A 23,234-nucleotide genomic window follows, 5' to 3' on the forward strand; every position below is an offset into this window, starting at 1 on the left:
GCAACGGCCACCGCGTCCCGTGTCCAAGGTCATGCCGTGCAGGACGCTCAGGCGCGGTTGCGACCGCTGGACGTCGCAGGCGTGCTGCCGGACCTGCACGCGGCCGTCGCGGTCGTGGTCAAGCCGTTGCGCTGGCGCTGGCGTGGGCCTGGTCGGCGCCTGTCTCCGGCCGGGGCGTCACCCTGATCGTTGCAGCAGCGCCGCCGGCTCACTCCCCGACTGTCGCCCAGTAGCGCTCGCCATCGCGGTGCACGCGCACCAGGCCGTCGAACACTTCCGACAGGCCGGCATCGGTCAGCAACGCATCGCGCGGGCCGTCGGCGACCACCTTGCCGCCGCGCAGCAGGATCACCCGCGCGATTTCCGGCACGATTTCTTCGATGTGATGGGTCACCAGCACCAGCGTGATGCCTTGCCGGGCGAGGTCGCGCAAGGTGTCGAGCAAGTGTTGGCGCGCCACCAGGTCCAGCCCGGTGGACGGCTCGTCCAGCAGCAGCGCCTGCGGGCGATTGACCAGGGCACGCGCGATCAGCACGCGGCGGGTCTCGCCGGCCGACAGCTCGGCATAGGGGCGGTCCAGCAACGGCAAGGCACGCGCCAGTGCCAGGGCCTCGCGCGCCCGCGCGCGCATGTCGTCGCTGATCTCACGATGCGGCGGCACCACATAGCTGGCGAAAAACCCCGACAGCACCGCGCTTTCCACATCCAGCCCCGGCATGTCGGCCAGGTTGACGCTCAGGTCGCCGGTGACGATCCCCAGTTGCGAGCGCAACCGGTCCACCTGCCAGCGCGCCTGCCCCAGCACCTTCACCGCAGGCTGACCATCGCCACGCGCCAACGGATACAACTCGCGCGTGATGAGCTTGATGAAGGACGATTTACCGCAGCCGTTGGGGCCGAGGATGGCGGTGTGCTGGCCAAGCGCGATGCGCAAACGCAACGTGTGCAGCACACGGACCTGGCCGCGCATCACACTTGCCTGGTCGAGTTCGATCAATGCAGTCGCATCGGCAAAATCATCGGCAACATCGGTGGCAACAGTCATACGCAAGACATCTGGCAGTGGAGGAGAAGACACGTGTGAACCGCTTTAGAAAAGCGGACGTCACCCTACGCATCCGAAGGGTGAAGTTTGCCGCGATCGCCCCCATCATGTCTGCATCGACCAACGAGACACCGCCACCGTGGAACTGCCGATGCTGTCCGATCCGATCATCGACTTCCTGACCGCCGGCGTGGCCGGGCTGGGTGTGTGGGGCATGTTGGCGGTGCTGCTGGTGTTTACCCAGCTCACCATCTTTGCGGTGACCTTGTATCTGCATCGCAGCCAGGCGCACCGCGGCGTGGATTTCCATCCGGTGGTGGCGCACTTCTTCCGCTTCTGGACCTGGCTCACCACCTCGATGATCACCCGCGAATGGGTGGCCATCCATCGCAAGCACCACGCCAAGGTGGAGACCGAGGAAGACCCGCATAGCCCGCAGACCAAGGGCATCAGGCAGGTGTTCTGGCGCGGCGTGGAGCTGTATCGCGAGGCGCGCACGCAACGCGCCGACATCGAGCAGTACGGCAAGGGCGCGCCCAGCGACTGGATCGAGCGGCATCTGTACACCCCGCACGCCAATGCCGGGCCGATCGCGCTGCTGGTTCTCAACGGTGTGTTGTTCGGTTTGCCCGGCATTGCGCTATGGGCGATCCAGATGGCGTGGATTCCGTTCTGGGCGGCCGGCGTGGTCAATGGCCTGGGCCATTGGTGGGGCTATCGCAACTTCGAATCCGCCGACACCTCCACCAACCTCACTCCGTGGGCGCTATGGATCGGCGGCGAAGAACTGCACAACAACCATCATGCGTTCCCGAGTTCGGCGCGGTTTTCGATGCGGCGTTGGGAGCTGGATATCGGCTGGATTGTGATTCGCGGGCTGCAGGCCGTGGGTCTGGCCAAGGTGCTGCGCGTGGCGCCATCGCTGGATATCCGCCCCAATATCGCCGTGCCCGATGCCGACACGCTGAAGGCGCTGTTGTCGCATCGCTTCCAGGCCATGACCGATTACCAGCGCAACGTGCTCAAGCCGGCCTTGCGCGAGGAGGCCGCTGCGACCGGCGCCAAGTTGCGTGAGTTGTTGCCGCGGCGTTTACGTAAAGGCCTGGTCGATGACGGGCGCTGGCTCAAGCCGGATGCGCGCGCGCAGTTGCAGGCCTGGGTGGCGCAGCGTCCGCGCATGCGCACGCTGGTCGAGTACCGCGCGCGCCTGACCGCGGTGCTGGAAGCGCGCAGCCATGATGCGTCCGAGCGTCTCAAGCAGTTGCAGCAGTGGTGCCATGAGGCCGAAGCCAGCGGCAATGCTGCGCTACAGGCGTATGCCGCGCGGCTCAAGGGTTATGCGCTGAGTGGCGGGTAAGCGCAGCGGTACGCGTGCTGCGGTGTGCGCACGCGGCTGGAAGGGCCTGGTGGCGCGCGCGTTGTCGATGGCATGCCTCGCCTGTGCGTGCGCGTGCGCAGCGCACGCACAGGTGCAGGACAGCCAGGACTATCTCAAGCGCATGGATACCGATGGCGATGGCCGGGTCAGCCGCGATGAATATCTGGCCTGGATGAGTTACGCCTTCGATCAGCGCGATGCCGATCACGATGGTGTGCTGCAGGGCGACGAACTGCCTGGCCGGCGCGGCAAGCCGATTACCCGCGCTGCGCATCGCACCACCTTGATCGAGCGCTTCGCACGCCAGGACGCCAACGGCGATGGTTATCTGAGCGCACGCGAATTGCTGGCGCCGCCGCGTTGACGCGCGCCTTCGCGCCCGGCTGACGTCGCCTTCGGCAAGCTCGAGCGCATGTTCACACTCGATCAGGTCAGCCGACGCTACGGCCAGTCCCTCGCACTCGATAACGTCAGCCTGGCGTTCGACAGCGGCGTCACCACCGCGGTGATCGGGCCCAGCGGTGCAGGCAAGTCCACCGTGTTGCGCCTGCTGGTGGGGCTGGAATGGCCCGACAGCGGCACGGTCGCCTTCGATGGCACGCCACTGCAACGCGAGCGGCTGCAGGCGCAGCGTCAGCGCATCGGCTATGTGATCCAGGAGGGCGGTCTGTTTCCGCATCTGGATGCGCGCAGCAATGTGGTGTTGCTGGCGCAGACGCTGGGCTGGACGCGCGAGCGCATCGATGCCCGCCTGGAGACGTTGTGCGCGCTGTGCCAGCTGCCGCCGGAGTTGCTGGGGCGCTATCCGGCCGAGCTGTCGGGCGGGCAGCGCCAGCGCGTTGGCCTGATCCGCGCGCTGATGCTGGACCCGCCGGCGCTGTTGCTGGACGAACCGCTGGGTGCACTCGACCCGATCGTGCGCTACGACCTGCAGGCGCAGATGCGCGGGCTGTTTGCGCAGCTCGGCAAGACCGTGGTGCTGGTCACCCACGATGTTGCCGAGGCGGCGTATCTGGCCGACACCCTGGTGCTGATGCGCGCCGGCCGCGTCGTGCAGCAGGGCAGTGCGCGCGCGCTGCTCGAGCACCCGGCCGACCCGTTCGTGCAGCGGTTTCTCACTGCCCAGCGCAGCATCGGCGACGCCACATGAGCGCGCGTGCGGTTATGGCAGTGCTGTTGTTGCTGTGCAGCCTGGGGGCACACGCTGCGCAGGTCACCGTAGGCTCGAAGAACTTCACCGAAGCAGTGATCCTGGGCGAAATCGCCACTGCCGCCGGCAAGCGGGACGGGGTGGATGTGCAGCATCGCGCCCAGCTCGGCGGCACGCGCATCCTGTGGCGCGCGCTGGAAACCGGTCAGATCGATGCGTATGCCGAATACACCGGCACCCTGGCGCAGGAACTGCTGCAACTACCCAAGGCCAGCCACGCTGAGCTGCGCGCCGCACTGGACGCGCGCGGGCTGGCGATGACGCAGTCGCTCGGCTTTCAGAACACTTATGCGTTCGGCATGCGGCGCGAGCGCGCCCAGGCGTTGGGCATCACCGCGTTGTCGGAACTGGCGCGCCACCCGGATTTGAAGATCGGGCTGAGCAACGAATTCATGCAGCGTGCCGACGGCTGGCCGGGCGTGCGCGCCGCCTATGCCCTGCCGCAGGCCGCCACTGGCCTGGATCACGATCTGGCCTACCGCGCGCTGCAGAGCGGTGCCATCGAGGTCACCGATCTGTACAGCACCGATGCGGAGATTCCGTACTACAAACTGCAGGTGCTGCGCGACGACCGCCAGTATTTCCCGGACTACCAGGCCGTGTTCCTGTACCGCAAGGATCTGGCACAGCGTGCGCCGAAGATGCTGCAGACCTTGCAAGGCCTGCAGGGACGCATCGACGAAGCGGCCATGCAGCAACTCAATGCGCAGGTGAAGCTGGAGCGCAAGAGCGAATCTGCAGTGGCCGCGCAATGGCTGGGCGTTGCGGCCACCGCGCAAGGCGATTCGCGCGGCGGCCGTTTGCTGCGCAACACCCGCGAGCACCTGGCGCTGGTGGGTATCTCGCTGGGTTTTGCCTTGCTGATCGCGCTGCCCCTGGGCGTGCTCGCAGCGCGGCGGCCGCGCCTGGGCCAGGGAGTGTTGTCGCTGACCGGCGTACTGCAGACCTTGCCCTCACTGGCGGTGTTCGTCTTCATGATCCCGTTGTTCGGCATCGGCGCCAAGCCGGCCATTGCCGCGCTGTTTCTGTATAGCCTGCTGCCGATCGTGCGCAACACGCATGCCGGGCTGACCTCGATTCCGCGCGAACTACGTCAGACCGCCGAAGCGATCGGCTTGCCCGCCTGGACGCGACTGTGGCGTGTGGAATTGCCGTTGGCACGTCGCACCATCGTGGCCGGTATCCAGACCGCGGCGGTCATCAACGTGGGTACCGCCACGCTGGGCGCATTGATTGGCGCCGGTGGATATGGCCAGCCGATCCTCACCGGCATCCGTCTGGACGATATCGGATTGATTCTGGAAGGCGCGATTCCCGCCGCCGTCCTCGCACTGCTGGTGCAGGCGGCATTCGAGGGGCTGGAGCGTTGGGCAACCCCGCGCGGCCTGCGACTCAGCCAGCGCGGTTGAGCAACGATTCAACCGCAGACCCCGATGCGCCTGAGCCCGTAGGGCGGACCAGGCCGCGACACCGCCTTACCCGGATCGCGTCCAGTCGCGGCCAGGTCCGCTCCTACATGCGCTGGCGTGGCGCTTCATTCGCCCGGCAACGCCGCAATCAGGCGTAGGAGCGCATCCTCGGCGACACCCACGTGCGGCGCGATACGTAAACGTCCGTGCCGCCGCGTGCAGATCGCACCCTGTTCGCCGAACGTCTTCGCCACTGCATCCAACTGTGTCGCTGGCGGCCGTAACGCGGTCAGGTGCGGCGCATGACCGGGCGTGCACCAATGGCCGAGACCGCGTGCGGACAAGGCCGCATCCCACTGCGTGGTCAATGCGCCCAGTGCCGTGGCGATACGCGCAGGTTGCCAGGCCGTCACCTGTTGCAAGGCGGCTGTCGCCATCGCAATCCGCAATGGGTCGGCAACGCCGCCGGCATCGAACCGCCGCGCACCCTCGCGATAGTCCGGTGCCTGCGCCACCGGATACTCCCAGCTGCTGCCGGCATCGCGACCGATCCAGTGTTCTTCGATCGGCACGCCGTGCGTGCGCCATTGAGGCGCCACCCATAGCCACGCCAGGCCCATCGGTCCCAGCAACCATTTATGGCCGACACTGACCACGAATTCAGGTTTCCAACGCGACAGGTCGGTCGACATGACGCCCAGACTCTGGCTCAGATCCAGCACCAGCGCCGCGCCGCGCGCCTGTACCGCGGCGCTGATCCGGTCCAGATCGAGCTGCCGCCCGTCCAGCCAGTACGCATGCGGCAGGCTGACGATGCGCAGCGCAGGCGTCTGTTCAACCGCCTCCAGCACCGCATCGGTCAGCACCATGCCGGCAGTGGTCGGTACCGCCACGATGCGTGCGCCCACCTCGGTGCAGCGCCGCTGCCAGATCAGCAGGTTGGACGGGAACTGCCCATCCAGCAGCAGCACCGCATCGCCGCGATGCAGTGGCAGATTGCGTGCGGCCGTGGCCAGCCCGTGCGCGGCCGACGGCACCAATGCCACCGCATCGACATCGTTGTCGAACAGGCCGGAGGCCAAGCGGCGCAACCGCTCGATGTCGTGCAGCCATGCATCGAACGGCAACCGCCATGGCGTGGCCATCGCATCGACGGCCTGATGCGCCGCGGCCTGCACCGCAGTCAGCAACGGCCCACGCGAGGCGGCATCCAGATAGAGCACATCGCCGGACAGCGCAAACGCACGTTGTCGATGTTCCCAGAGGACAGGAGCGGGGAGCGAGCTGGGCAGCGAAGACGATGACATGCCAACAGCTTACCGCTGGCTGCCATGCCGCCGACACGGCGCGTTCACAGGCGCTCCTCAAGCATATGGCGATGTCTGCACTCTCACCTCTGCTGGGCCACCACCAGCAACAGCAGCTGACGCTGCTGGAACGCTACGCGCAGACCCGTGCGCTGAGCGATCGCCTCGCCGCACCCCTGAGCGCTGAAGATGCGATGGTGCAGAGCATGCCCGACGCCAGCCCCAGCAAATGGCATCTGGCGCATACCACCTGGTTTTTCGAACGCTTCGTGCTGCAGGCCGACCCTGCGTACTGCGTCTTCGATCCGGCGTGGGACTTTCTGTTCAACAGCTACTACCAGAGCGTCGGCCCGATGCATGCGCGCGCACGTCGCGGGGTGTTGTCGCGGCCATCGCTGCAGCAGGTGCGCGACTATCGCGCGGCTGTGGACACTCACATGCACCAGCGCCTGCAAGATGGCGCGCTCGATGTGCAGGCCTGCACCATCGTGCAACTGGGCATCCAGCACGAGCAGCAGCACCAGGAGTTGCTGCTGACCGACATCAAGCACGCGCTGTGGAGCAATCCGCTGCAGCCGGCCTATCGCGATGCGCCGGCACCGCCTGCTGCAGTCGCCAGCACGTTGCGCTGGCAGGCGCGCGACGAACAGATCGTGGAGATCGGCGCAGCGGCATGGCCGCAGGCCGACACCTTCGCCTACGACAACGAGTCGCCGCGTCACCGCGTGCTGATCGGTGCCCACGCCTTGGCCAATCGCGTCGTGACCAATGCCGAGTTTCAGGAGTTCATCGACGCTGGCGGTTACCGCAGCGCCGGTGTCTGGCTCAGCGATGGCTGGGCGATGGTGCAGGCGCAGGGCTGGCAACATCCGTTGTACTGGGACACAGATGGACGCGAATTCACCCTGGATGGCTGGCGCGCGCGTGATGCGTATGCGCCGGTCTGTCACCTGAGCCTGTTCGAGGCCGATGCCTTCGCCCGCTGGGCCGGTGCGCGACTGCCCACCGAAGCCGAGTGGGAACAGGCTGCTGTCGGTGTGTCGGTGCAAGGCAATTTCGTCGATACCGACGCACTGCATCCGTGTGCTGCCCAGGCAGTGGACACCGGCATGCAGCAGCTGTTCGGCGATGTCTGGGAATGGACCGGCAGCGCCTATCTGCCGTATCCCGGTTTTGCGCCCTGGCCCGGCTCGCTGGGCGAATACAACGGCAAATTCATGAATGCGCAGTGGGTACTGCGCGGCGGCAGCTGCGCCACGCCGGCCAGTCATATGCGCGCCAGTTACCGCAACTTTTTCCCCTCCGATGCGCGTTGGCAGTTTGCCGGCGTGCGCCTTGCCAAGGACCTGCCTTGAACGCCGCCGCCCATGCCATGCAACGCGCGCACGCCGCGCTGACGGACCTGCGCCCGCAACCAGACGACATCACCGCCGACGCACTGGCCGGCTTGTCGCAGACCCCGAAGACACTGCCGTCGAAATATTTCTACGACGCGCGCGGCTCGCAGCTGTTCGAAGCCATCACCCGCCAGCCGGAGTACTACCTCACCGGCACCGAACTGGGACTGCTGGAAGCCAGCATGCCGGCGATCGCACAAGCGATCGGTGCCGGAGTGCACGTGGTCGAATACGGTAGCGGCAGCGGCCGCAAGACCGAGCTGCTGCTGCAGGGGTTACGCGATGTGGTGGCGTACACGCCGCTGGAAATTTCGCGCACTGCACTGCTGGAAAGCACCGCGCGGCTGGCCCAGCAATTCCCGCAGATCCAGATGCTGCCGGTCTGCACCGACTTCACCAAGCCGTTGCGCCTTCCCGCTGCGCAGCGACCCTCGCGCCGCCATGTGGTGTTTTTCCCCGGCTCGACACTGGGTAACTTCACCGACACCGCTGCCATTGCCCTGATGGACGCGATGCGCCAGACCATGGGCAGCGATGGCTGCGCGCTGATCGGTATCGATCTGGACAAGGACGCCGGCCTGGTCGAAGCCGCCTACAACGATGCGGCCGGTGTCACGGCCGAGTTCACCTTGAACCTGTTGGCGCGACTCAACCGCGAGATCGGCAGCGACTTCGATCTGGACGGCTTCCGTCACCATGCGGTGTATGCGCGCGAGCGCGGGCGCATCGAAACCTTCTTGATCAGTCAACGCGACCAGCGCGTGCACGTGGGCGGAAAGGACTTCGCCTTTGCCGATGGCGAAGCCATGCAGGTCGAGTACAGCTACAAGTACACCGATGCGCGCTTTGCGGAACTGGCCGCGGCCGCCGGGCTCAAGGTCACGCACGGTTGGAACGACACCAAGGATTGGTTTGGCCTGCGCCTGCTGCGCCCATTGTGATCACGCGGGGCAGGCGTGCAACCGCCCAGTGATGCGCAGATCGCCGCGCTGATGCGGCACTTGCTCGCACAACGGCAGCCCGAGCAATCACTCTGCCCCTCGGAAGTAGCGCGCGCGTTGAGCGACGACGCTGCCGTGTGGCGCAACCTGATGCCGCAGGTGCGCGAGGTGGCCGCGGCAGCCGCACGCGCCGGCGTCGTCCGTGTCACCCAGCAAGGCAGGACAGTGCAGCTGCCGGAGGTTCGCGGACCGATTCGCCTGATGCGCGGGCCACAGTTCGACTGAGGACTGGCGTGCGCGACCAGCGGCTGACAGGTCGATCTCACGCTGAGCTATGGCGGAGCGCTCGATGCCAGCTCCAGCTGGTTATCTTGCAAGCCTCTCACTTCAACCCGCGCAAGTGGCCCACGCCGCTGGCGAACAAGCCAGCCCCTGGCCAGCGTCAGCCACAGCCGCGCAGCAGCGAATCATGCCTGCTGCCTTCAGGCCGTCTGCACCACATGCAACGCCTTCGGATTGCGCCACTGCGCGAGCAGCGCGGCCTCGCGCGCCTTGGCCTCATGCAGATGCGCCTCCTTGACGTGGCCATAGCCGCGGATGTGTTCGGGAATGCTGGCGATCTGCGCAGCGAGCCCCACATTGTCGGGATCCAGACGCTCCAGCAGCCCGTCCACGGTGGTCAGGTAATCGACAATCAGCTGCCGCTCGCTACGCCGCTCGGCGGTGTAACCGAACACATCGAGCTTGCCGCCGCGCAGGAATTTCAGCCGTGCCAGCAGCTTGAAGGCGCTGAACATCCATGGCCCGTATTCGCGCTTGATCAGATTGCCGTGCGCATCTTTCTTGGCCAGCAGCGGCGGTGCGAGGTGGAAGCGCACGGTGTAGTCGCCCTCGAACTGCTGCTGCAGCCGGCGCTGGAAATCGCCACGCGTGTATAGCCGCGCCACTTCGTATTCGTCCTTGTAGGCCATCAGCTTGAAGGCGTAGCGCGCCACCGCTTCGGTCAATGCACTGCTGCCGGGTGCGCGCTGGGCCTCCTGCGCACGCACCCGTTCCACCAGCGCGCGATAGCGCTGCGCGTAGGCAGCGTCCTGATAGTCGGTCAGAAATGCGATGCGGCGCGTAATCGCTTCGTCCAGCGACTGCGCCAGCTGCTCATCGTCGAGCGGATGCACCGGTGCATCCACCTCGCCATGCAGAGTGCTGCCATCGGTCTGCGCCAATGCACGCGGTGCGTTCTGTCCGCTGAGGTCGTGGTCTTCCCAGCTGCCGGGCCCACGCGCGGCCGGGGTGTCGCCGTGCAGGTGTGCAGAGGCGTGCGCGGTACCCAGGCCGGCCGCGCGCTGCACCGCCGGTAGATCCACTGCCGCCAGGCGGCCCCAGGCGAAGGCCTGCTGGTTCATCGCCACCGCCGCGCCATTGAGCTCGATCGCACGCATCAATGCCGCATGCGACAACGGCACCAGCCCGTGCTGCCAGGCATAGCCCAGCACGAACAGGTTGCTGGCGATCGCATCGCCCAGCAGTGCGGTGGCCAGCTGCGTGGCGTCCAGCAACAACGGGTCCTTGCCGCCGAGCGCGGTGCGCACGCCTGCAATGATCTCGGCGGCCGGGAACTGCAGATCCGGCTGCGTGGTGAAGCTGCCCGGCATCGCTTCGTAGGTATTGAGCACCACCTGGGTGCGGCCATCGCGCACCTTGGACAGCGCCCAATAATCGTTGACCACCACCATGTCGCAGCCCACCACCAGGTCGGCTTCACCGGCGGCAATGCGTACTGCGTGGATGTCGCCGGGCGTGCGTGCGATGCGGATATGCGTGGTCACCGCGCCGCCTTTCTGCGCCAGGCCGGTCTGGTCCAGCACCGTGGCGCCCTTGCCTTCCAGATGCCCGGCCATGCCCAGCAGCGCACCGATGGTCACCACGCCGGTGCCGCCGACGCCGGTGATCAGGATGTTCCAGGGCTGCTCCAGCGTGGTGCGTTGTGGCGGTTCGGGCAGGGTATCCAGCAACGCACTGGCATCGCGCTTCTTGCCCTTGCGCGGCGCTCCGCCATGCACGGTGACAAAGCTCGGGCAGAATCCCGACACGCACGAATAATCCTTGTTGCAATTGGACTGATCGATCTGCCGCTTGCGCCCGAATTCGGTTTCCTTCGGCAGCACCGACACGCAAAAACTTTTCTCGCCGCAATCGCCGCAGCCTTCGCAGACCAGCGAATTGATCATGACGCGCTTGGGCGGGTCGACCAGCTTGCCGCGCTTGCGGCGCCGGCGTTTTTCGGTGGCGCAGGTCTGATCGTAGATCAGGATCGATACGCCCTTGACCGTGCGCAGGTGCTGCTGCACCGCCTCCAGTTCGACACGATCATGAAATGCGACGTCGGCGGGAAACAGATCGCGGCGCCGCGTCCATTTGCCGATGTCGTCGCTGACCACCGCAATCTCGTGGATGCCTTCGGCGCGCAGCTGATGGGCGATGTCGGGCACGCTGAGCGTGCCGTCCACCGGCTGGCCGCCGGTCATGGCCACCGCATCGTTGTAGAGGATCTTGTAGGTGATGTTGACGCCGGTGGCGACCGATTGACGAATCGCCAACGAGCCGCTGTGGAAATACGTGCCATCGCCCAGGTTCTGGAACACGTGCGGGGTGTCGGTGAACGGCGCCTGCCCCGACCAGGTCACGCCTTCGCCGCCCATGTGGGTGAAGGTGTCGGTGGAGCGGTTCATCCAGGTCACCATGTAATGGCACCCGATGCCGCCCAGCGCGCGCGAGCCGTCCGGCACCACAGTGGAGGTGTTGTGCGGGCAACCGGAGCAGTAATGCGGCACGCGCGGAAACTGCGCACGCGGCAAGGCCATTTCCGCTTCCTTGCTGTCCATCCAGCGCAGCCGCTGCTCGATCGAATCGGTCGTGAAAAAGCGCTGGATGCGCTTGCCGATCACCGCGGCGATCGTGGCCGGCGTCAGCTCGCCGGTGGAGGGCAGGATCCATTGCCCATGCTCGTCGTACTTGCCGACGATGCTCGGCCGCGCACCGGCGCTGGCCGGCCAGTTGTAGAACAGCTCCTTCATCTGGCGCTCGATGAAAGCCTTCTTTTCTTCCACCACCACGATGTCGTCGAGCCCTTGCGCAAACGCGCTGATGCCCACCGGCTCCAGCGGCCAGGTCATGCCGACCTTGTACACGCGGATGCCGATCTGCGCGCAGGCCTGCGCATCCAGGCCCAGGTACTCCAGCGCCTGCAATACATCCAGATAGCTCTTGCCGGTGGTGACGATGCCCAGCCGCGCACGCGGCGAATCCAGCACGATCCGGTCGATGTGATTGGCCCGCGCAAATGCCTGTGCCGCCCCCACTGCGTAGCGGTGCAGACGCATTTCCTGATCCACCGGCGGGTCCGGCCACCGGATGCTCAAGCCGCCCGGCGGCAGCGCGAAATCCTCCGGCAGCACGATGCTGCGCGCGAACGGGTCCACCTGCACCGAGGCCGACGATTCCACCGTCTCGGCGATGGTCTTGAAGCCGATCCAGCGCCCGGTGTAGCGGCTCATCGCCCAGCCCAGCAGGCCCATGTCCAGGATGTCCTGCACCCCGGCCGGGTTGAGGATGGGCATCATCGCGCTGACGAATTCCTCTTCCGAACCATGTGGCAGCGTGGAGCTGCGGCAGGCGTGGTCGTCGGCGGCCAGCGCCAGCACGCCGCCGTAGGGCGAGGTGCCGGCGGCGTTGCCGTGCTTGAACACATCGCCGCTGCGATCCACGCCCGGGCCCTTGCCGTACCACATGCCGTACACGCCCTGGACCTTGGCGCCGGGGAACAGGTTGGTCTGCTGGGTCCCCCACACCATGGTGGCGGCCAGATCCTCGTTGAGTCCGGGCGTGAAGGTCACCCGGGCCGCATCCAGGTGCTTGCGTGCGCGCCACAGCTCCAGATCGAAACCACCCAGCGGGCTGCCGCGGTAGCCGCTGATGAAGCCGGCGGTGTCCAGGCCGGCAGCGTCGTCGCGCAGGCGTTGCAGCAACGGCAGCCGCACCAGGGCCTGTACGCCGGACAGATAGATGCGCCCGTCGGTGCGCGTGTATTTGTGGTCCAGGGTGTAGTCCGCATCCACCCGGCCGAGCTCCGGCGTGTTGGCAGAGTCGGGAGAAGAGAGTGCAGCGGTACTGGTCATGGCGTGCCCGGAAAGGGTGGCTGGGACCCGGTGCGTATCATTTGAAACCAATGACGCGCCCGACGGATTCCAAAACGGCGGCGCAAAGTGTAACAGTCAGCCTTCACGCGCCCGTTCGCATGCGGATGCGCAGCCGTCGCGCTGCGGGTAGGATGGGGACGGGAAGGGGTCGTTTGCTGTCAGGGGAAAACACAGTGAAAAGGAAATACGCATGGGCCGCCTTGGCCCTGCTTGGAGGCGCGTGGTCGCTGGCGCAGGCACAGAGCCTGCCCAAGCCCAAGGAGTTCTATTTCGACGAAGACCGCAGCACCACCAAGACGGTGGTTGCGGTGCCGGGGCAGGGCGATGCCGTGGTCGACCGCCTGGCCGCGATGGTGCAGCGTGACGCACGCGCCGCCGAGCCCCGCGCCCAGCTGGCGTCGCTGGCCTATGCCGGCGGACGGACGCAACTGGGCGATGAGCTGTACCAGGGCGCGTTGGCCCTGGTGTCCAATGGCAGCCAGCAGTACCGGGCCATCACCTGGAACTATGGCTGGGACCTGCTACGTGCCGATCACGCAGACAAGGCGCTGCAGCAGTGGGCCAACCTGGCCAACGGCCGTCCGGCCACGCCGGCATGGCTGCCAACCACCGCCGCACTGGCGTTGTGGCGGGCCGGGCGCAAGCAGGAGGCGGTGGAGTGGTATGCGGCGGCCGTGCGCACCTGGCCCGACCGCTGGGGCAGCACCGCCAACTACGCCGGCCTGCTGCCGGACTGGCGTGAGGCAGAGCGCGCCACCCTGGCCGAGGTCTTCGCGGCCTGGCAGGCCAACCCGCCCGCGTTCCCGTAAGCGCCTGGCCCCGCTGCGGGAATGTCGCGCAGCGGGCCGTGCACCGGGCGGATGTTGCGCCGGCATCGTGTCATTGTGGCTCACCATCGATCTGGTGCGCCGCCCTGCCGCTTTCCAGGAACGGGACTCATACGTCGACTCCGCTATCTGAGTGGAAGGCCGCTCAGGTGCGTGCGCCTGAGCGTCGCCACGGTTGAAGCTCGACTTCCTGACGTCGCGAAGCTGATGCGTGGGATGACAGCGTGGTCTGCACGTTTGCTGCAAGGACCAGTCAAGTTGGTCGGTGCGCAGGGTTTTCAACCCGTAACGGCAAGCCGCGCGACGCGGTGTCTTCGTTCTTCGACAGAACCACCAGCCAACTGTCTGGTGCGGCGACGGCGCGCGCCACGCCAGCGTTCTGCCGACGCCCGCGCAGCGTCATGCGATCCTGTGCCTCTATTTCCAATGGACCTGACCCTGCATGGCGGTGGATGCATTTGCGTTGATCCTGGCGATGCTGGGGCTTGGCCTGGTGTTCGCGCGGCTCAAGGTGCTGCCCGACAACAGCGCCGATGTGCTCAACCGCATCGTGTTGTACATCTGCCTGCCGGCCTCGGTGCTGACCTACGTGCCGCGCCTGCATCTGGACGCCTCGCTGGGCGGGGTGATCGCCACGCCGTGGCTGCTGACCGCCATCATCGTGCCACTGCTGTGGGGCTGCAGTCGCCTGCTGCGCTTTGGCCGTGCCGAGTACGCCGCGCTGCTGATGTGCGTGGTGTTCACCAACTCCAGCTTCATCGGCTTTCCGATGGTGCGGGCGCTGTTGGGCGACCACGCCCTGCCGTACGCGGTGGTCTACGATCAGTTCGGCACCTTCGTGCTGCTGTCCACTTTCGGGCTGTACGTGCTGGCCCGCTACAGCGGCGATACGCCCCCCACCGCAGCCATGATCCTGGCCCGGGTGCTCAGGTTCCCGCCGCTGTGGGCGCTGCTGTTCGCGCTGACGCTGATGCCGGAGCAGCCGCCGGCCTGGATCGGCTCGGGCCTGAAGAGCCTGGCCGATGCGATGTTGCCGCTGGTCATGCTGGCAGTGGGGTTTTCGCTGCAGTTGCGCCTGCCGGCCGACGAGCTCAAGCCGCTGGCGGTGGGCCTGGTCTTCAAGCTGGCGGTGATGCCGATCCTGGCGCTGCCGCTGTCCTGGGCGCTCTGCCTGCGCGGGCTGATGCTGCAGACCAACGTCCTCGAATCGGCCATGCCCACCATGATCACCGCCGCCGCGCTGGCGATCTCCCATCGCCTGGCCCCCCGGCTGGCGGCGGCCATGGTCGGCTACAGCATCCTGCTGTCGCTGCTGACCTTGCCCGCCTGGTCCTGGCTGCTGGCGCGCCTGGTGGCTTGATCGGCCCGCAGCCGCATGGAATGCTGGCCTGCGGCATGGTGCCGCGCCCACACGCAGGACGACCACATGCAGGGATATCGTCGAATCGGAGTCGCGTTACTGTGCCTTGGCGCCAGTCTGTCCGCCTCTGCGGCAACAGCGCCTGGCACCCCCGACCCCGCCGATGCACCCGAGGTGCAGCAGTGGGTGCAGCAGGTTGGCCGGGCCATGCAGGCGCGGCTGCAGACACTGGCAGTCAGCGGACAGCCGGGTCAGCGTTATGTTGCAGGCCTGCTATGGCTCGGCAATGACACGCCGGCTGATACGCAGTCCGCCGCCACCGGCTATGCGCCGGCCCAGCGGGCACTGCTGCAGGGAGCGCTGGATGCACGGCCACGCGATCTGCTGGTCGCGCGCGCAGAGGCCAACGGCTGTCCTGCAGAGCTGCGCTGCGACCCCGCTGGCGCACTGGCTTTTCTGGAACAGGCCGATGCCGGCAACGCCGATGCGCCGTTGCGTGCCTTTACCGCCGCGCAGCGACGCGGCGATCGCATTGCCGCCGAATCTGCCTGGCAGGCCGCCGCACGCGCGGACCATTTCGACAGCGGCGCGGTTGCGCTGGGGCAGGCCTTGCACGCGGCCTATGCCGGGGTGCAATGGCCGCAACTGCAATCGGTGCAGCTACGCGCGCAACTACAGTCACAAGGCCTGCCGTCTACCGGCGCAGAGATGGCGATGAGCTACGCGGTCGGCGCCTGGGCGGCCCAGGTGATTCCGTCGCTGGTCGAGATCACGCGCCGATGCACCCCGCCCATCGCCGCACCTGCATTGCGCGATGAGTGCATGGCCATCCTCGGCAACCTGGGCAATGACGACGCAATGCTGGTAACGGCGTTGATCGGCTCCGAGCGCATGGCGGCGCTGAGCACCGGCGGCGATGCGGCGTACTGGCACGCGCGGGTGCGCGAGTTGCGCTGGTTGCAGCAACATCAATACAGCCGCCCGCCCGGCGTTGCCACCGCCGCCGCTGAGCTTGAGACCACTTTGACGCAAGGTGAAATCCCCTCGCTGCGCGCGTACTTGCGGCGCAACGGCATTGCCGCCGTGCCACCGGCACACTGGCATCCGGTCGCGGCACTGCGTTGATAGATGGCCTTGCAGCATGCGGGCGCGGCTGAACCGTGCGCCGATGCTGCACTGCGACGACGAACGCGCGTATCGCGTTTAACGCGTTTCGACTACTTCCTCACCTTGCCGCGGTGTACGCTGCCGGCTTGCTCCCGGAAGCGAGGCGTGCATGAAGACAGTCCTGGTGGCCGCCTCCAAAGGCGGCGTCGGCAAGACCACGATCGCCACCAATCTGGCCGCTCACGCGGCATTGCAAGGCCAGCGCACCGTGCTGGCAGATGCCGATCCGCAAGGCTCGTCCACACGCTGGGCGCAACGACGCGCCAGCCTCGAAAGTGCAGTGCTGCCGATCGACGCCACCAAGCGGCGCAACTGGCAGGCTGCGGTTCCCGATGGCGCCGACCAGTTGATCATCGATGCACCGGCCGGTGCGATGGCCGATGACCTGAGCGGCTTTCTGGACCATGTCGACGCCATCGTGGTGCCGGTGCTGTCGTCGGCACTGGATATCGAAGCGGTGGTGGGATTCCTCAACACGCTGGCCAAGGTGCCGCGCGTGCACCAGCGCAAGCTCCCGGTGGGTCTGGTGCTCAACCGCGCCCGTCCCTGGACGCAGACCTCGCAGCAGGCCGCCGACATGATCGGTACCTGGCCCTATCCGCTGGTGACCCAGTTGCGCGACACCCAGGCCTACGTGGTCATGGCCGGGCTGGGGCGCAGCTTGTTCGATTACCGCTCGGCGCAGGTGCGCGACCATCAACAGGACTGGGAGCCGCTGTTGAAGTGGCTCAAGAAGTCCTAGAACCGGAAAGTTCCTATGCGCGAATTGATCTTGTTGCGACACGCCCATGCCGAGCCGGCCGATACCGGTCAGGCCGACTTCGACCGCCCGCTGTCCCCGCACGGCATCGCCGAGGCCGAATCGGCCGGGCGCTGGCTGCGCGAACAGCGGCTGGTGCCCGACCGGGTGCTGTGCTCGCCGGCACGGCGTGCCCGCGAGACCCTGGAAGCGGTGCTCGAGCTCACCGGCTATATCGAACAACGTCTGGACGAGCGCATTTACGAAGCAACACCGGGAACCCTGGCCAGCCTGGTCGACGAACACCGCGAGGCCGAGCGCCTGCTGCTGGTCGGCCACAACCCGGGCCTGGAGCGGTTGGCCGCGTTGATGCATAGCGGGCAGACCGGCGATTACCGCGGCATGCCGACCGCCTCGATCGCCTTGCTGGCCCTGCCGCTGGACGCCACCATCGAGCCAGGGATCGCCCGCCTGACCGCCTTCTGGTGGCCTTGATCCGTGTCATCGTCGCTGCGCTGGTTCGCCTGGCTCGCGCTCTGGGTCGCGCTCCCCTGCGTTGCGCAGCAGAAAGTGCACCTCATCGATCCGGTGCAATCGCGCTTCGGGTTCGAGATCAAGACCCGCTTCGGCATGAAGATCGAGGGGTTCTTCCCACGTTTCCGCGGTGAAGTGGTGGAGTTGCCCGACAAACGCCAGCAAGTCAGGTTCCGCCTGGATGCCACCCAGGTGGAGATTCCGGGCAAGGACCGCTATACCGGCTGGATGCGTGGCGAGGATTTCTTCGATGTGGCGCGCTACCCGGTGGTGGAATTCGAGTCGCTGCCTTACACCGAGGAAGCGATCAAGGACGGCGGCAACATCACCGGCAACCTGACCATCCGTGGAATCACCCACGTCGAGACCTTGCACGTTGCACCGGCTGAATGCGCGCGGCCGGGCTATGATTGCGATGTGATCAGTCGAGGTACGGTCCTGCGTGGACGTTACGGAATGAATGCGTGGCAGATGGCCCTGGGCGACAGGGTGACATTCATTCTGCGTGGGCGGTTGCAGGAGGCGCGGCGTCCGTGAGGCTCCTGTTGAGGCTGCTTGTGCTGGCAACCCTGTTGCTCGGCACCGGATGCGCCGGCCTGTCGCAAGTCGAACGCAACCGTGCTGCCGGCGTCGCCGCTGCGGCGCGTAGCACCGTGGTGAGCTGCACCCAGGCCAATCACTGCGCCCAGCCCTCGCCGCTGCGCACGCTGGGCGGCGATGCCATCACCGCTTCCACCGCGGCCGCGCCACGCCATTACGCCACCATCGTCGACCACGGCGAACAATCCCTGGTGGCGCGGCTCAACCTGATCCGCAGCGCCACCCGCAGCATCGATCTGCAGACCTACATCTTCGACAAGGACGACAGCGCGCGCATGGTGCTGGACGCGCTGACCGATGCGGCGCAGCGCGGGGTCAAGGTACGGATCCTGATCGATCAGCTGTCGGCAATCGCCGACCTGCAGATTCTCGGCGCGCTGGCCAGCACCCACGAAAACCTGCAGCTGCGCATCTACAACCCCACCTTCGGCAAGGTCAAACTCAATTACTTCGATTACGCCGGCAGCGTGCTGTGCTGTTTCCGGCGCTTCAACCAGCGCATGCACAACAAGCTGCTGGTGGTGGACGACGTGCTGGGGGTGGTCGGCGGGCGCAATTACCAGGACGACTATTACGACTGGGACAGCGAGTACAACTTCCGCGACCGCGACGTGATCCTGGCCGGCCCGGAAGTGCGCGCGATGGCGGCCAACTTCGATGCGTTCTGGCGCGCACGGCGCAGCGTGCCGGCCGAGCGCCTGAACGATGTGGGCAGGCTGCTGCTGGAGCAGGGCGCCCCGCAGATGCCGCCGGCACAGTTCCGGCGCCCGGATCGGGTGGCGCGGGTGGACCAGGAAGCGCGCGATCCGCAGTTCGTGCGCGATGCCTTCGTCGCGCCGGCGATGTCGGTGCAGCGCGTGCTCTACGTAGCTGACCTGCCGCAAAAGCATCGCAAGGAACATGCGTCCAAGGCGGTGTCGACGGCGCCGGAACTGGACGGCCTGATCGCCGGCGCGCAGCAGGAAGTGCTGCTGCAAACACCGTATCTGGTGTTGTCCGACGAGGCTCAGGCGATCTTCCGCGCGCTGCGCAGTCGCCCGCAGCCGCCGCGCATCGTGGTGTCGACCAATAGCCTGGCAGCCACCGACAACCCCATCGTGTATGCGCTGTCGTACAAGTTCAAACGCCGCAACATGCGCGAGCTGGGCTTCAACCTGTACGAATTCAAGCCATTTCCGCTGGATGCGCCGGTGGATTACGCCAACTTGGTGCCGGACCCGCTCAATCCAGCCTCCGAGGTCAATGAAGACAGCCGCACCAATCGCCTGATCGGCGGCAGTGCGGCCGGCAACGCGATGCGTGGCAGTGGCGCTGGTGGCGATGCCGGCGGGCAAACGGCGCCGGCCAGTGCGCTGCGCGGCAGCGGCGCCGGCCGCGCGCCCGGCGGCAGCGAGGTCGACCGCCGCGTGCTCCGTACCGAAACCCGGCCGTCGTTTCTGGGCACGCGCGCGGTCAACAAGCCGCTGCCGGTCACCCGCGCCGGCGCGCGCATGGGGCTGCACGCCAAATCGCTGGTGGTGGATCGCCGCATCGGCGTGATCGGCACGCACAACTTCGATCCGCGCAGCGAGAACTACAACACCGAAGCGGCGGTGGTGATCGACGATGCGCGCTTTGCGCAGGCGCTGGCCGCCAGCATCGAGCGCGACATGCGCCCGGAAAATGCCTGGACAGTGGCTCCGCGCGAAAAGCCGCCGGTGCTCAGCGGATTGAACTATAGCGTGGGCAAAGTCTCCGAAGCGTTGCCGGTGCTGGACTTCTGGCCGTGGCGCTACGCCACCAATTACGAGTTCCAGCCGGGCCCGGGTTGCCCGTTCCCGCTCAAGCGCCAGGACCCGCAGTTTCGGCAGTGCTATGTGGCGGTAGGCGATTTCCCCGAGGTCAACGTCGGGCCGAAATGGCTGCTGGTGCGCATGCTGACCGCGTTCGGCGCCGGCCTGGTGCCGATTCTCTGATCGACCGCTAAGAGCAGCCAACAAGGTGGCCGTGCTCACCGCCCAGCGGGCGCGGCCTTGCCCGGTACGGCATGGGGCCCTCGCACCCGCCGGTTCCGGGCGTGCCGTCCGCACCCGCCCACGACTGGTCGTTACGTTGTGTTGGCCGCTCTAAGGCTGCATCTTTCGACGGAAACGAGCGGCGCACTGGTTGCCGGCATGGCGTCGGACCGCCCTGTCAGCCGGGCGGCGCGACCACTCCCGCCAATCCGGGGCAAGCAGCGACCCCGACGATTGCAGTAGCCTTGAATCCACCAGGCAGCGGCAGGCGTTGCACCAGCCACGCTCCCGCCGATGCGATTCCCGATTCCCGATTCCCCATTCCCCATTCCCCATTCCCCAGCCATGACCTTCCGCGCTCCCGTCGATCTAGCCGCCCTCAATGCCTCCAGCCGAAATACCCTGATCGAGCAGCTGGGCATCGTGTTCACCGAAGCCGGCGACGACTGGCTGCGCGCCACCATGCCGGTGGATGCGCGCACCAAACAGCCGTATGGCCTGCTGCACGGCGGCGCCTCGGTGGTGCTGGCCGAAACCCTGGGCAGCAGCGCCGGCAACCTGTGCGTGGATATGACCACCCAGATGTGCGTGGGGCTGGAGATCAATGCCAACCACCTGCGCGCGGCCACCGAGGGCCTGGTCACCGGCACCGCGCGCGCGGTGCATGTAGGGCGCAGCACCCAGGTCTGGGACATCGTCATCGAAAATCCGGCCGGCAAGCGCGTTTGCGTCTCGCGCCTGACCCTGGCCGTGGTGGCGCGCACCCATGGCTGAGTACGCCTGGCAGTTGCATCAGTGGAACAGCACCACCCGCTGCCGGCACTGCGCCGCGGCCGAGCTGCTGTCACAATAGTCGTGTCTCCTTCTCCCGTTACCGGTCCCGTTCGTCGAATGAGCGAGTCATCCCTGGACGCCACGCGCGACGCTGGCGGCCCGCTGCGTTGGTTCCGGTACCTGTATCGGGTGCCGCTGCTGTTGTTGCATCTGTGCCTGTGCCTGCCGATCACCATGCTGTGCGTGGTGACGCCGCCGCTGGCGCGCATCCGTACCGGACCCGCGGACACCCTGGACGAGCTGATGATCCGCTGGTGGCAGGGCAACCTGATGCGCATCTTCGGCTTTCGGCTGCGCCGCTTCGGTACGCCGCTATCGGGCGCCACCTTGTTCGTGGCCAATCACGTCAGCTGGGTCGATATCTCCATGCTGCACAGCCAGCGGGTGATGGGCTTTGTCGCCAAGCGGGAAATCGCCGGCTGGCCGCTGGTAGGCTGGCTGGCGGCCAAGGGCCAGACCATCTTCCATCAGCGCGGCAATACCGAATCGCTGGGCGGGGTGCTGCTGGAAATGCTGCAGCGCCTGCGCAGCGGCAAGCCGGTGGGCGTGTTCCCGGAAGGGCGCACCCGCGGCGGCACCGAGGTTGGCCCGTTCCATGCGCGCATCTTCCAGGCAGCGGTGGAAGCCGGCGTGCCGGTGCAACCGGTGGCGCTGCGCTACGGCGCGCGCGGCAATGCGCAGGCGGTGGTGGCCTTTGGCGAGCGCGAAAGTTTCTTCGCCAACATCGTGCGCCTGCTCGGCGAGCCGTCGCGTCTGGCCGAAGTGCATTTCCTGGAGCCGATCGGTGCGTTCGATGTCGAAGGACGTCGCCGCCTGGCCGACACCTCGCGTCAACGCATCATCGCCGCGATGGAGTCCTGAGCCGGCGATGCACGCGCTCATCCATCCAGGGGCCAGCATCCTGCTGCCCGGCCCGATGAGCGCATGAACGCCTCCGACTTTCAGCCGCCGCGCTGGCTGCGCAATCCGCACGTGCAATCGGTGCTGGGCAGCAGCGCCTTGCGCCGGCTGCGCAGCCGTCAGTTGCTGAGCGCCAGCGGTGCGGTCACCAGCGAACATATTCTCGACGGCGGCGACGGCGTGCGCCTGCAGGGCTGGATGAGCGTGCCGCCGGGCGATGCGCCGGTGCGCGGCACCGTGCTGCTGCTGCACGGCTGGGAAGGCAGCGCCGATTCCAACTACATGCGGCTGACCGCCGCGCGCCTGCTTGGCCTGGGCTACCAGGTGTTCCGGCTGAATTTCCGCGATCACGGCGACACCCACCATCTCAATGTGGACCTGTTCCACTCCGATCGCATCGACGAGGTTGTCAACGCGGCCGGCGATCTGTGGCGGCGCTTTCCCGCGCCGCAGCTGCTGGCGGCCGGCTATTCGCTGGGCGGCAACTTCGCGCTGCGGCTGGCCTTGCGGGCACCGGCCGCTGGCCTGCCGCTGGCGCGGGTGGCGGCGGTGTGTCCGTTGCTGGACCCGGCTGCGACCATGACCCAGCTGGAAAAGGGTCCGCAGTTCTACGATTGGTATTTCCGCCGCAAATGGCGCGAATCGCTGCTGCGCAAGCGCAAGCTGTTCCCGGACCAGCACGGCTACGACGACGCCACCCTGGCGCTGGACATGCGCGAGCTGATGGCCTGGCTGGCGGTGCAGCACACCGGCCACGGCTCGCTGGAAGCGTATTTCGACAGCTATTCGATCGCCGGCGAACGTCTGGCCGGCCTGCAGGTGCCCTCGCACATCCTTATGGCCGAAGACGACCCGGTGATTCCGTTCGAGGACTTCGCCGGCTGGAAACTGCCGGCGCACGCGCACCTGGAAATCGCGCGCTGGGGCGGCCACTGCGGCTTTCTGGAAAACGCCCGCGGCGACGGATTCGCCGAGCGCTGGGTGGCCGAACGGCTCACCGCAGCGCTCTAACGGCCGCGCTAATCGTGCTGAAAGGACATCCGCCTCTGGATGCCCTGGCCGCGGTTTCATCGGCGCTCGCCGGTGCCCTGATGGTCTACGACAGCGCTCTCAGGCTCCACGCCTAGCTGCAGACCGGCGAGATCCTGTTCTTTGCACAGACAGGACCGGCCGCCATCGGCGCCCAGGCTGCGCTCTGGTATGCGGGGCATCTGGTCCCTGGGATGCTCTGTGGCCTGCGACGCAAGCGTGCCTGGCCGGATGTGGGCGCGTGTGCCAACGTCCGACCCATGCGGTCACTCGAGCTGACAGCCGCAGTGGCGATGGACGCCGGCCCTTGCAGACACTCTCGGGCAGTCACGGCAAGCGGGCGGCAATAGACCGCAGTGTCGGGCGT

General features: G+C 66.9%; 20 protein-coding genes and 1 other RNA gene. 18 read left to right on the forward strand and 3 right to left on the reverse strand.

Annotated features, from left to right (window positions below; genetic code table 11):
• Nucleotides 1-208: 208 nt before the first annotated feature.
• Nucleotides 209-1,045, reverse strand: coding sequence for an ATP-binding cassette domain-containing protein (locus FHY19_RS14260; protein WP_259166823.1), 837 nt, complete (start codon nucleotides 1,043-1,045; stop codon nucleotides 209-211).
• A 151-nt stretch (nucleotides 1,046-1,196) separates the two neighbouring features.
• Between FHY19_RS14260 and FHY19_RS14265 the strand changes: the two genes are divergently transcribed.
• The 4 genes from FHY19_RS14265 (at nucleotide 1,197) to FHY19_RS14280 (ending at nucleotide 5,042) form a co-directional block, all read left to right on the forward strand.
• A complete protein-coding gene (locus tag FHY19_RS14265; RefSeq protein WP_259166824.1) occupies nucleotides 1,197-2,402 on the forward strand; it encodes a fatty acid desaturase in 1,206 nt (401 codons plus the stop codon).
• A 67-nt stretch (nucleotides 2,403-2,469) separates the two neighbouring features.
• A complete protein-coding gene (locus FHY19_RS14270) occupies nucleotides 2,470-2,787 on the forward strand; it encodes an EF-hand domain-containing protein (protein ID WP_259166956.1) in 318 nt (105 codons plus the stop codon).
• Nucleotides 2,788-2,835: 48 nt separating this feature from the next.
• The gene (locus FHY19_RS14275; RefSeq protein WP_259166825.1) at nucleotides 2,836-3,573 is read left to right on the forward strand and encodes an ATP-binding cassette domain-containing protein; all 738 of its coding nucleotides are present in this window, start codon (nucleotides 2,836-2,838) and stop codon (nucleotides 3,571-3,573) included.
• On the forward strand, nucleotides 3,570-5,042 hold the full coding sequence (locus FHY19_RS14280; protein ID WP_259166826.1) for a glycine betaine ABC transporter substrate-binding protein: 1,473 nt from the start codon (nucleotides 3,570-3,572) through the stop codon (nucleotides 5,040-5,042). The genes FHY19_RS14275 and FHY19_RS14280 overlap by 4 nt, the downstream gene beginning before the upstream one ends.
• Nucleotides 5,043-5,167: 125 nt before the next feature.
• Here FHY19_RS14280 and FHY19_RS14285 read toward each other — a convergent pair whose 3' ends face one another.
• On the reverse strand, nucleotides 5,168-6,349 hold the full coding sequence (locus FHY19_RS14285) for an aminotransferase class V-fold PLP-dependent enzyme (RefSeq protein ID WP_259166828.1): 1,182 nt from the start codon (nucleotides 6,347-6,349) through the stop codon (nucleotides 5,168-5,170).
• A gap of 65 nt (nucleotides 6,350-6,414) precedes the next feature.
• On the opposite strand from FHY19_RS14285, the gene egtB reads away from it, so the two are divergent.
• From egtB to FHY19_RS14300, 3 genes are read left to right on the forward strand one after another with little or no spacing between them, the layout of a single operon-like run.
• Nucleotides 6,415-7,704, forward strand: coding sequence for an ergothioneine biosynthesis protein EgtB (gene egtB / locus FHY19_RS14290; protein WP_259166829.1), 1,290 nt, complete (start codon nucleotides 6,415-6,417; stop codon nucleotides 7,702-7,704).
• A complete protein-coding gene (egtD, locus tag FHY19_RS14295) occupies nucleotides 7,701-8,687 on the forward strand; it encodes an L-histidine N(alpha)-methyltransferase (RefSeq protein WP_259166830.1) in 987 nt (328 codons plus the stop codon). Before egtB ends, egtD begins: the two co-directional genes overlap by 4 nt.
• A gap of 15 nt (nucleotides 8,688-8,702) precedes the next feature.
• Nucleotides 8,703-8,972 carry a DUF3253 domain-containing protein gene (locus FHY19_RS14300; protein ID WP_259166831.1) on the forward strand — a complete coding sequence of 90 codons (270 nt, stop codon included), beginning with the start codon at nucleotides 8,703-8,705 and terminating at the stop codon, nucleotides 8,970-8,972.
• 197 nt (nucleotides 8,973-9,169) lie between these two features.
• Here the strand turns inward: FHY19_RS14300 and FHY19_RS14305 are convergent, their stop codons facing one another.
• On the reverse strand, nucleotides 9,170-12,862 hold the full coding sequence (locus FHY19_RS14305) for an indolepyruvate ferredoxin oxidoreductase family protein (protein ID WP_259166832.1): 3,693 nt from the start codon (nucleotides 12,860-12,862) through the stop codon (nucleotides 9,170-9,172).
• 194 nt (nucleotides 12,863-13,056) lie between these two features.
• On the opposite strand from FHY19_RS14305, the gene FHY19_RS14310 reads away from it, so the two are divergent.
• From FHY19_RS14310 to FHY19_RS14360, 11 genes are all read left to right on the forward strand, one after another.
• Nucleotides 13,057-13,692, forward strand: coding sequence for a tetratricopeptide repeat protein (locus FHY19_RS14310; protein ID WP_259166833.1), 636 nt, complete (start codon nucleotides 13,057-13,059; stop codon nucleotides 13,690-13,692).
• A gap of 460 nt (nucleotides 13,693-14,152) precedes the next feature.
• Complete coding sequence (locus FHY19_RS14315) at nucleotides 14,153-15,070, forward strand: AEC family transporter (RefSeq protein ID WP_259166834.1); 918 nt, start codon at nucleotides 14,153-14,155, stop codon at nucleotides 15,068-15,070.
• A gap of 66 nt (nucleotides 15,071-15,136) precedes the next feature.
• Nucleotides 15,137-16,195, forward strand: coding sequence for a hypothetical protein (locus FHY19_RS14320; protein ID WP_259166835.1), 1,059 nt, complete (start codon nucleotides 15,137-15,139; stop codon nucleotides 16,193-16,195).
• 151 nt (nucleotides 16,196-16,346) lie between these two features.
• Entirely contained in the window at nucleotides 16,347-16,979 is a 633-nt protein-coding gene (locus FHY19_RS14325) for a ParA family protein (RefSeq protein ID WP_259166836.1), read from the forward strand.
• Between the two features lie 15 nt (nucleotides 16,980-16,994).
• Nucleotides 16,995-17,471 (forward strand): histidine phosphatase family protein, encoded by a 477-nt coding sequence (locus tag FHY19_RS14330; RefSeq protein WP_005992684.1) that lies wholly within the window; start codon nucleotides 16,995-16,997, stop codon nucleotides 17,469-17,471.
• Between the two features lie 3 nt (nucleotides 17,472-17,474).
• Nucleotides 17,475-18,047: a YceI family protein gene (locus tag FHY19_RS14335; protein ID WP_259166838.1), complete on the forward strand. Its 573-nt coding sequence runs from the start codon at nucleotides 17,475-17,477 to the stop codon at nucleotides 18,045-18,047.
• Nucleotides 18,044-20,065, forward strand: coding sequence for a phospholipase D family protein (locus FHY19_RS14340; RefSeq protein ID WP_259166840.1), 2,022 nt, complete (start codon nucleotides 18,044-18,046; stop codon nucleotides 20,063-20,065). Before FHY19_RS14335 ends, FHY19_RS14340 begins: the two co-directional genes overlap by 4 nt.
• Before the next feature lie 72 nt (nucleotides 20,066-20,137).
• Nucleotides 20,138-20,212, forward strand: a non-coding RNA gene (locus tag FHY19_RS14345) — sX9 sRNA.
• 237 nt (nucleotides 20,213-20,449) lie between these two features.
• Nucleotides 20,450-20,878, forward strand: a complete 429-nt coding sequence (locus FHY19_RS14350; RefSeq protein ID WP_259159571.1) for a hotdog fold thioesterase — start codon at nucleotides 20,450-20,452, stop codon at nucleotides 20,876-20,878.
• Between the two features lie 21 nt (nucleotides 20,879-20,899).
• Entirely contained in the window at nucleotides 20,900-21,799 is a 900-nt protein-coding gene (locus FHY19_RS14355; RefSeq protein WP_259166842.1) for a lysophospholipid acyltransferase family protein, read from the forward strand.
• A gap of 63 nt (nucleotides 21,800-21,862) precedes the next feature.
• Nucleotides 21,863-22,849, forward strand: a complete 987-nt coding sequence (locus tag FHY19_RS14360; RefSeq protein ID WP_259166844.1) for an alpha/beta fold hydrolase — start codon at nucleotides 21,863-21,865, stop codon at nucleotides 22,847-22,849.
• The last annotated feature ends 385 nt before the right edge of the window (nucleotides 22,850-23,234 follow it).

Source organism: Xanthomonas sp. 4461 (genome assembly GCF_024806475.1).
Lineage (GTDB): Bacteria > Pseudomonadota > Gammaproteobacteria > Xanthomonadales > Xanthomonadaceae > Xanthomonas > Xanthomonas arboricola_F.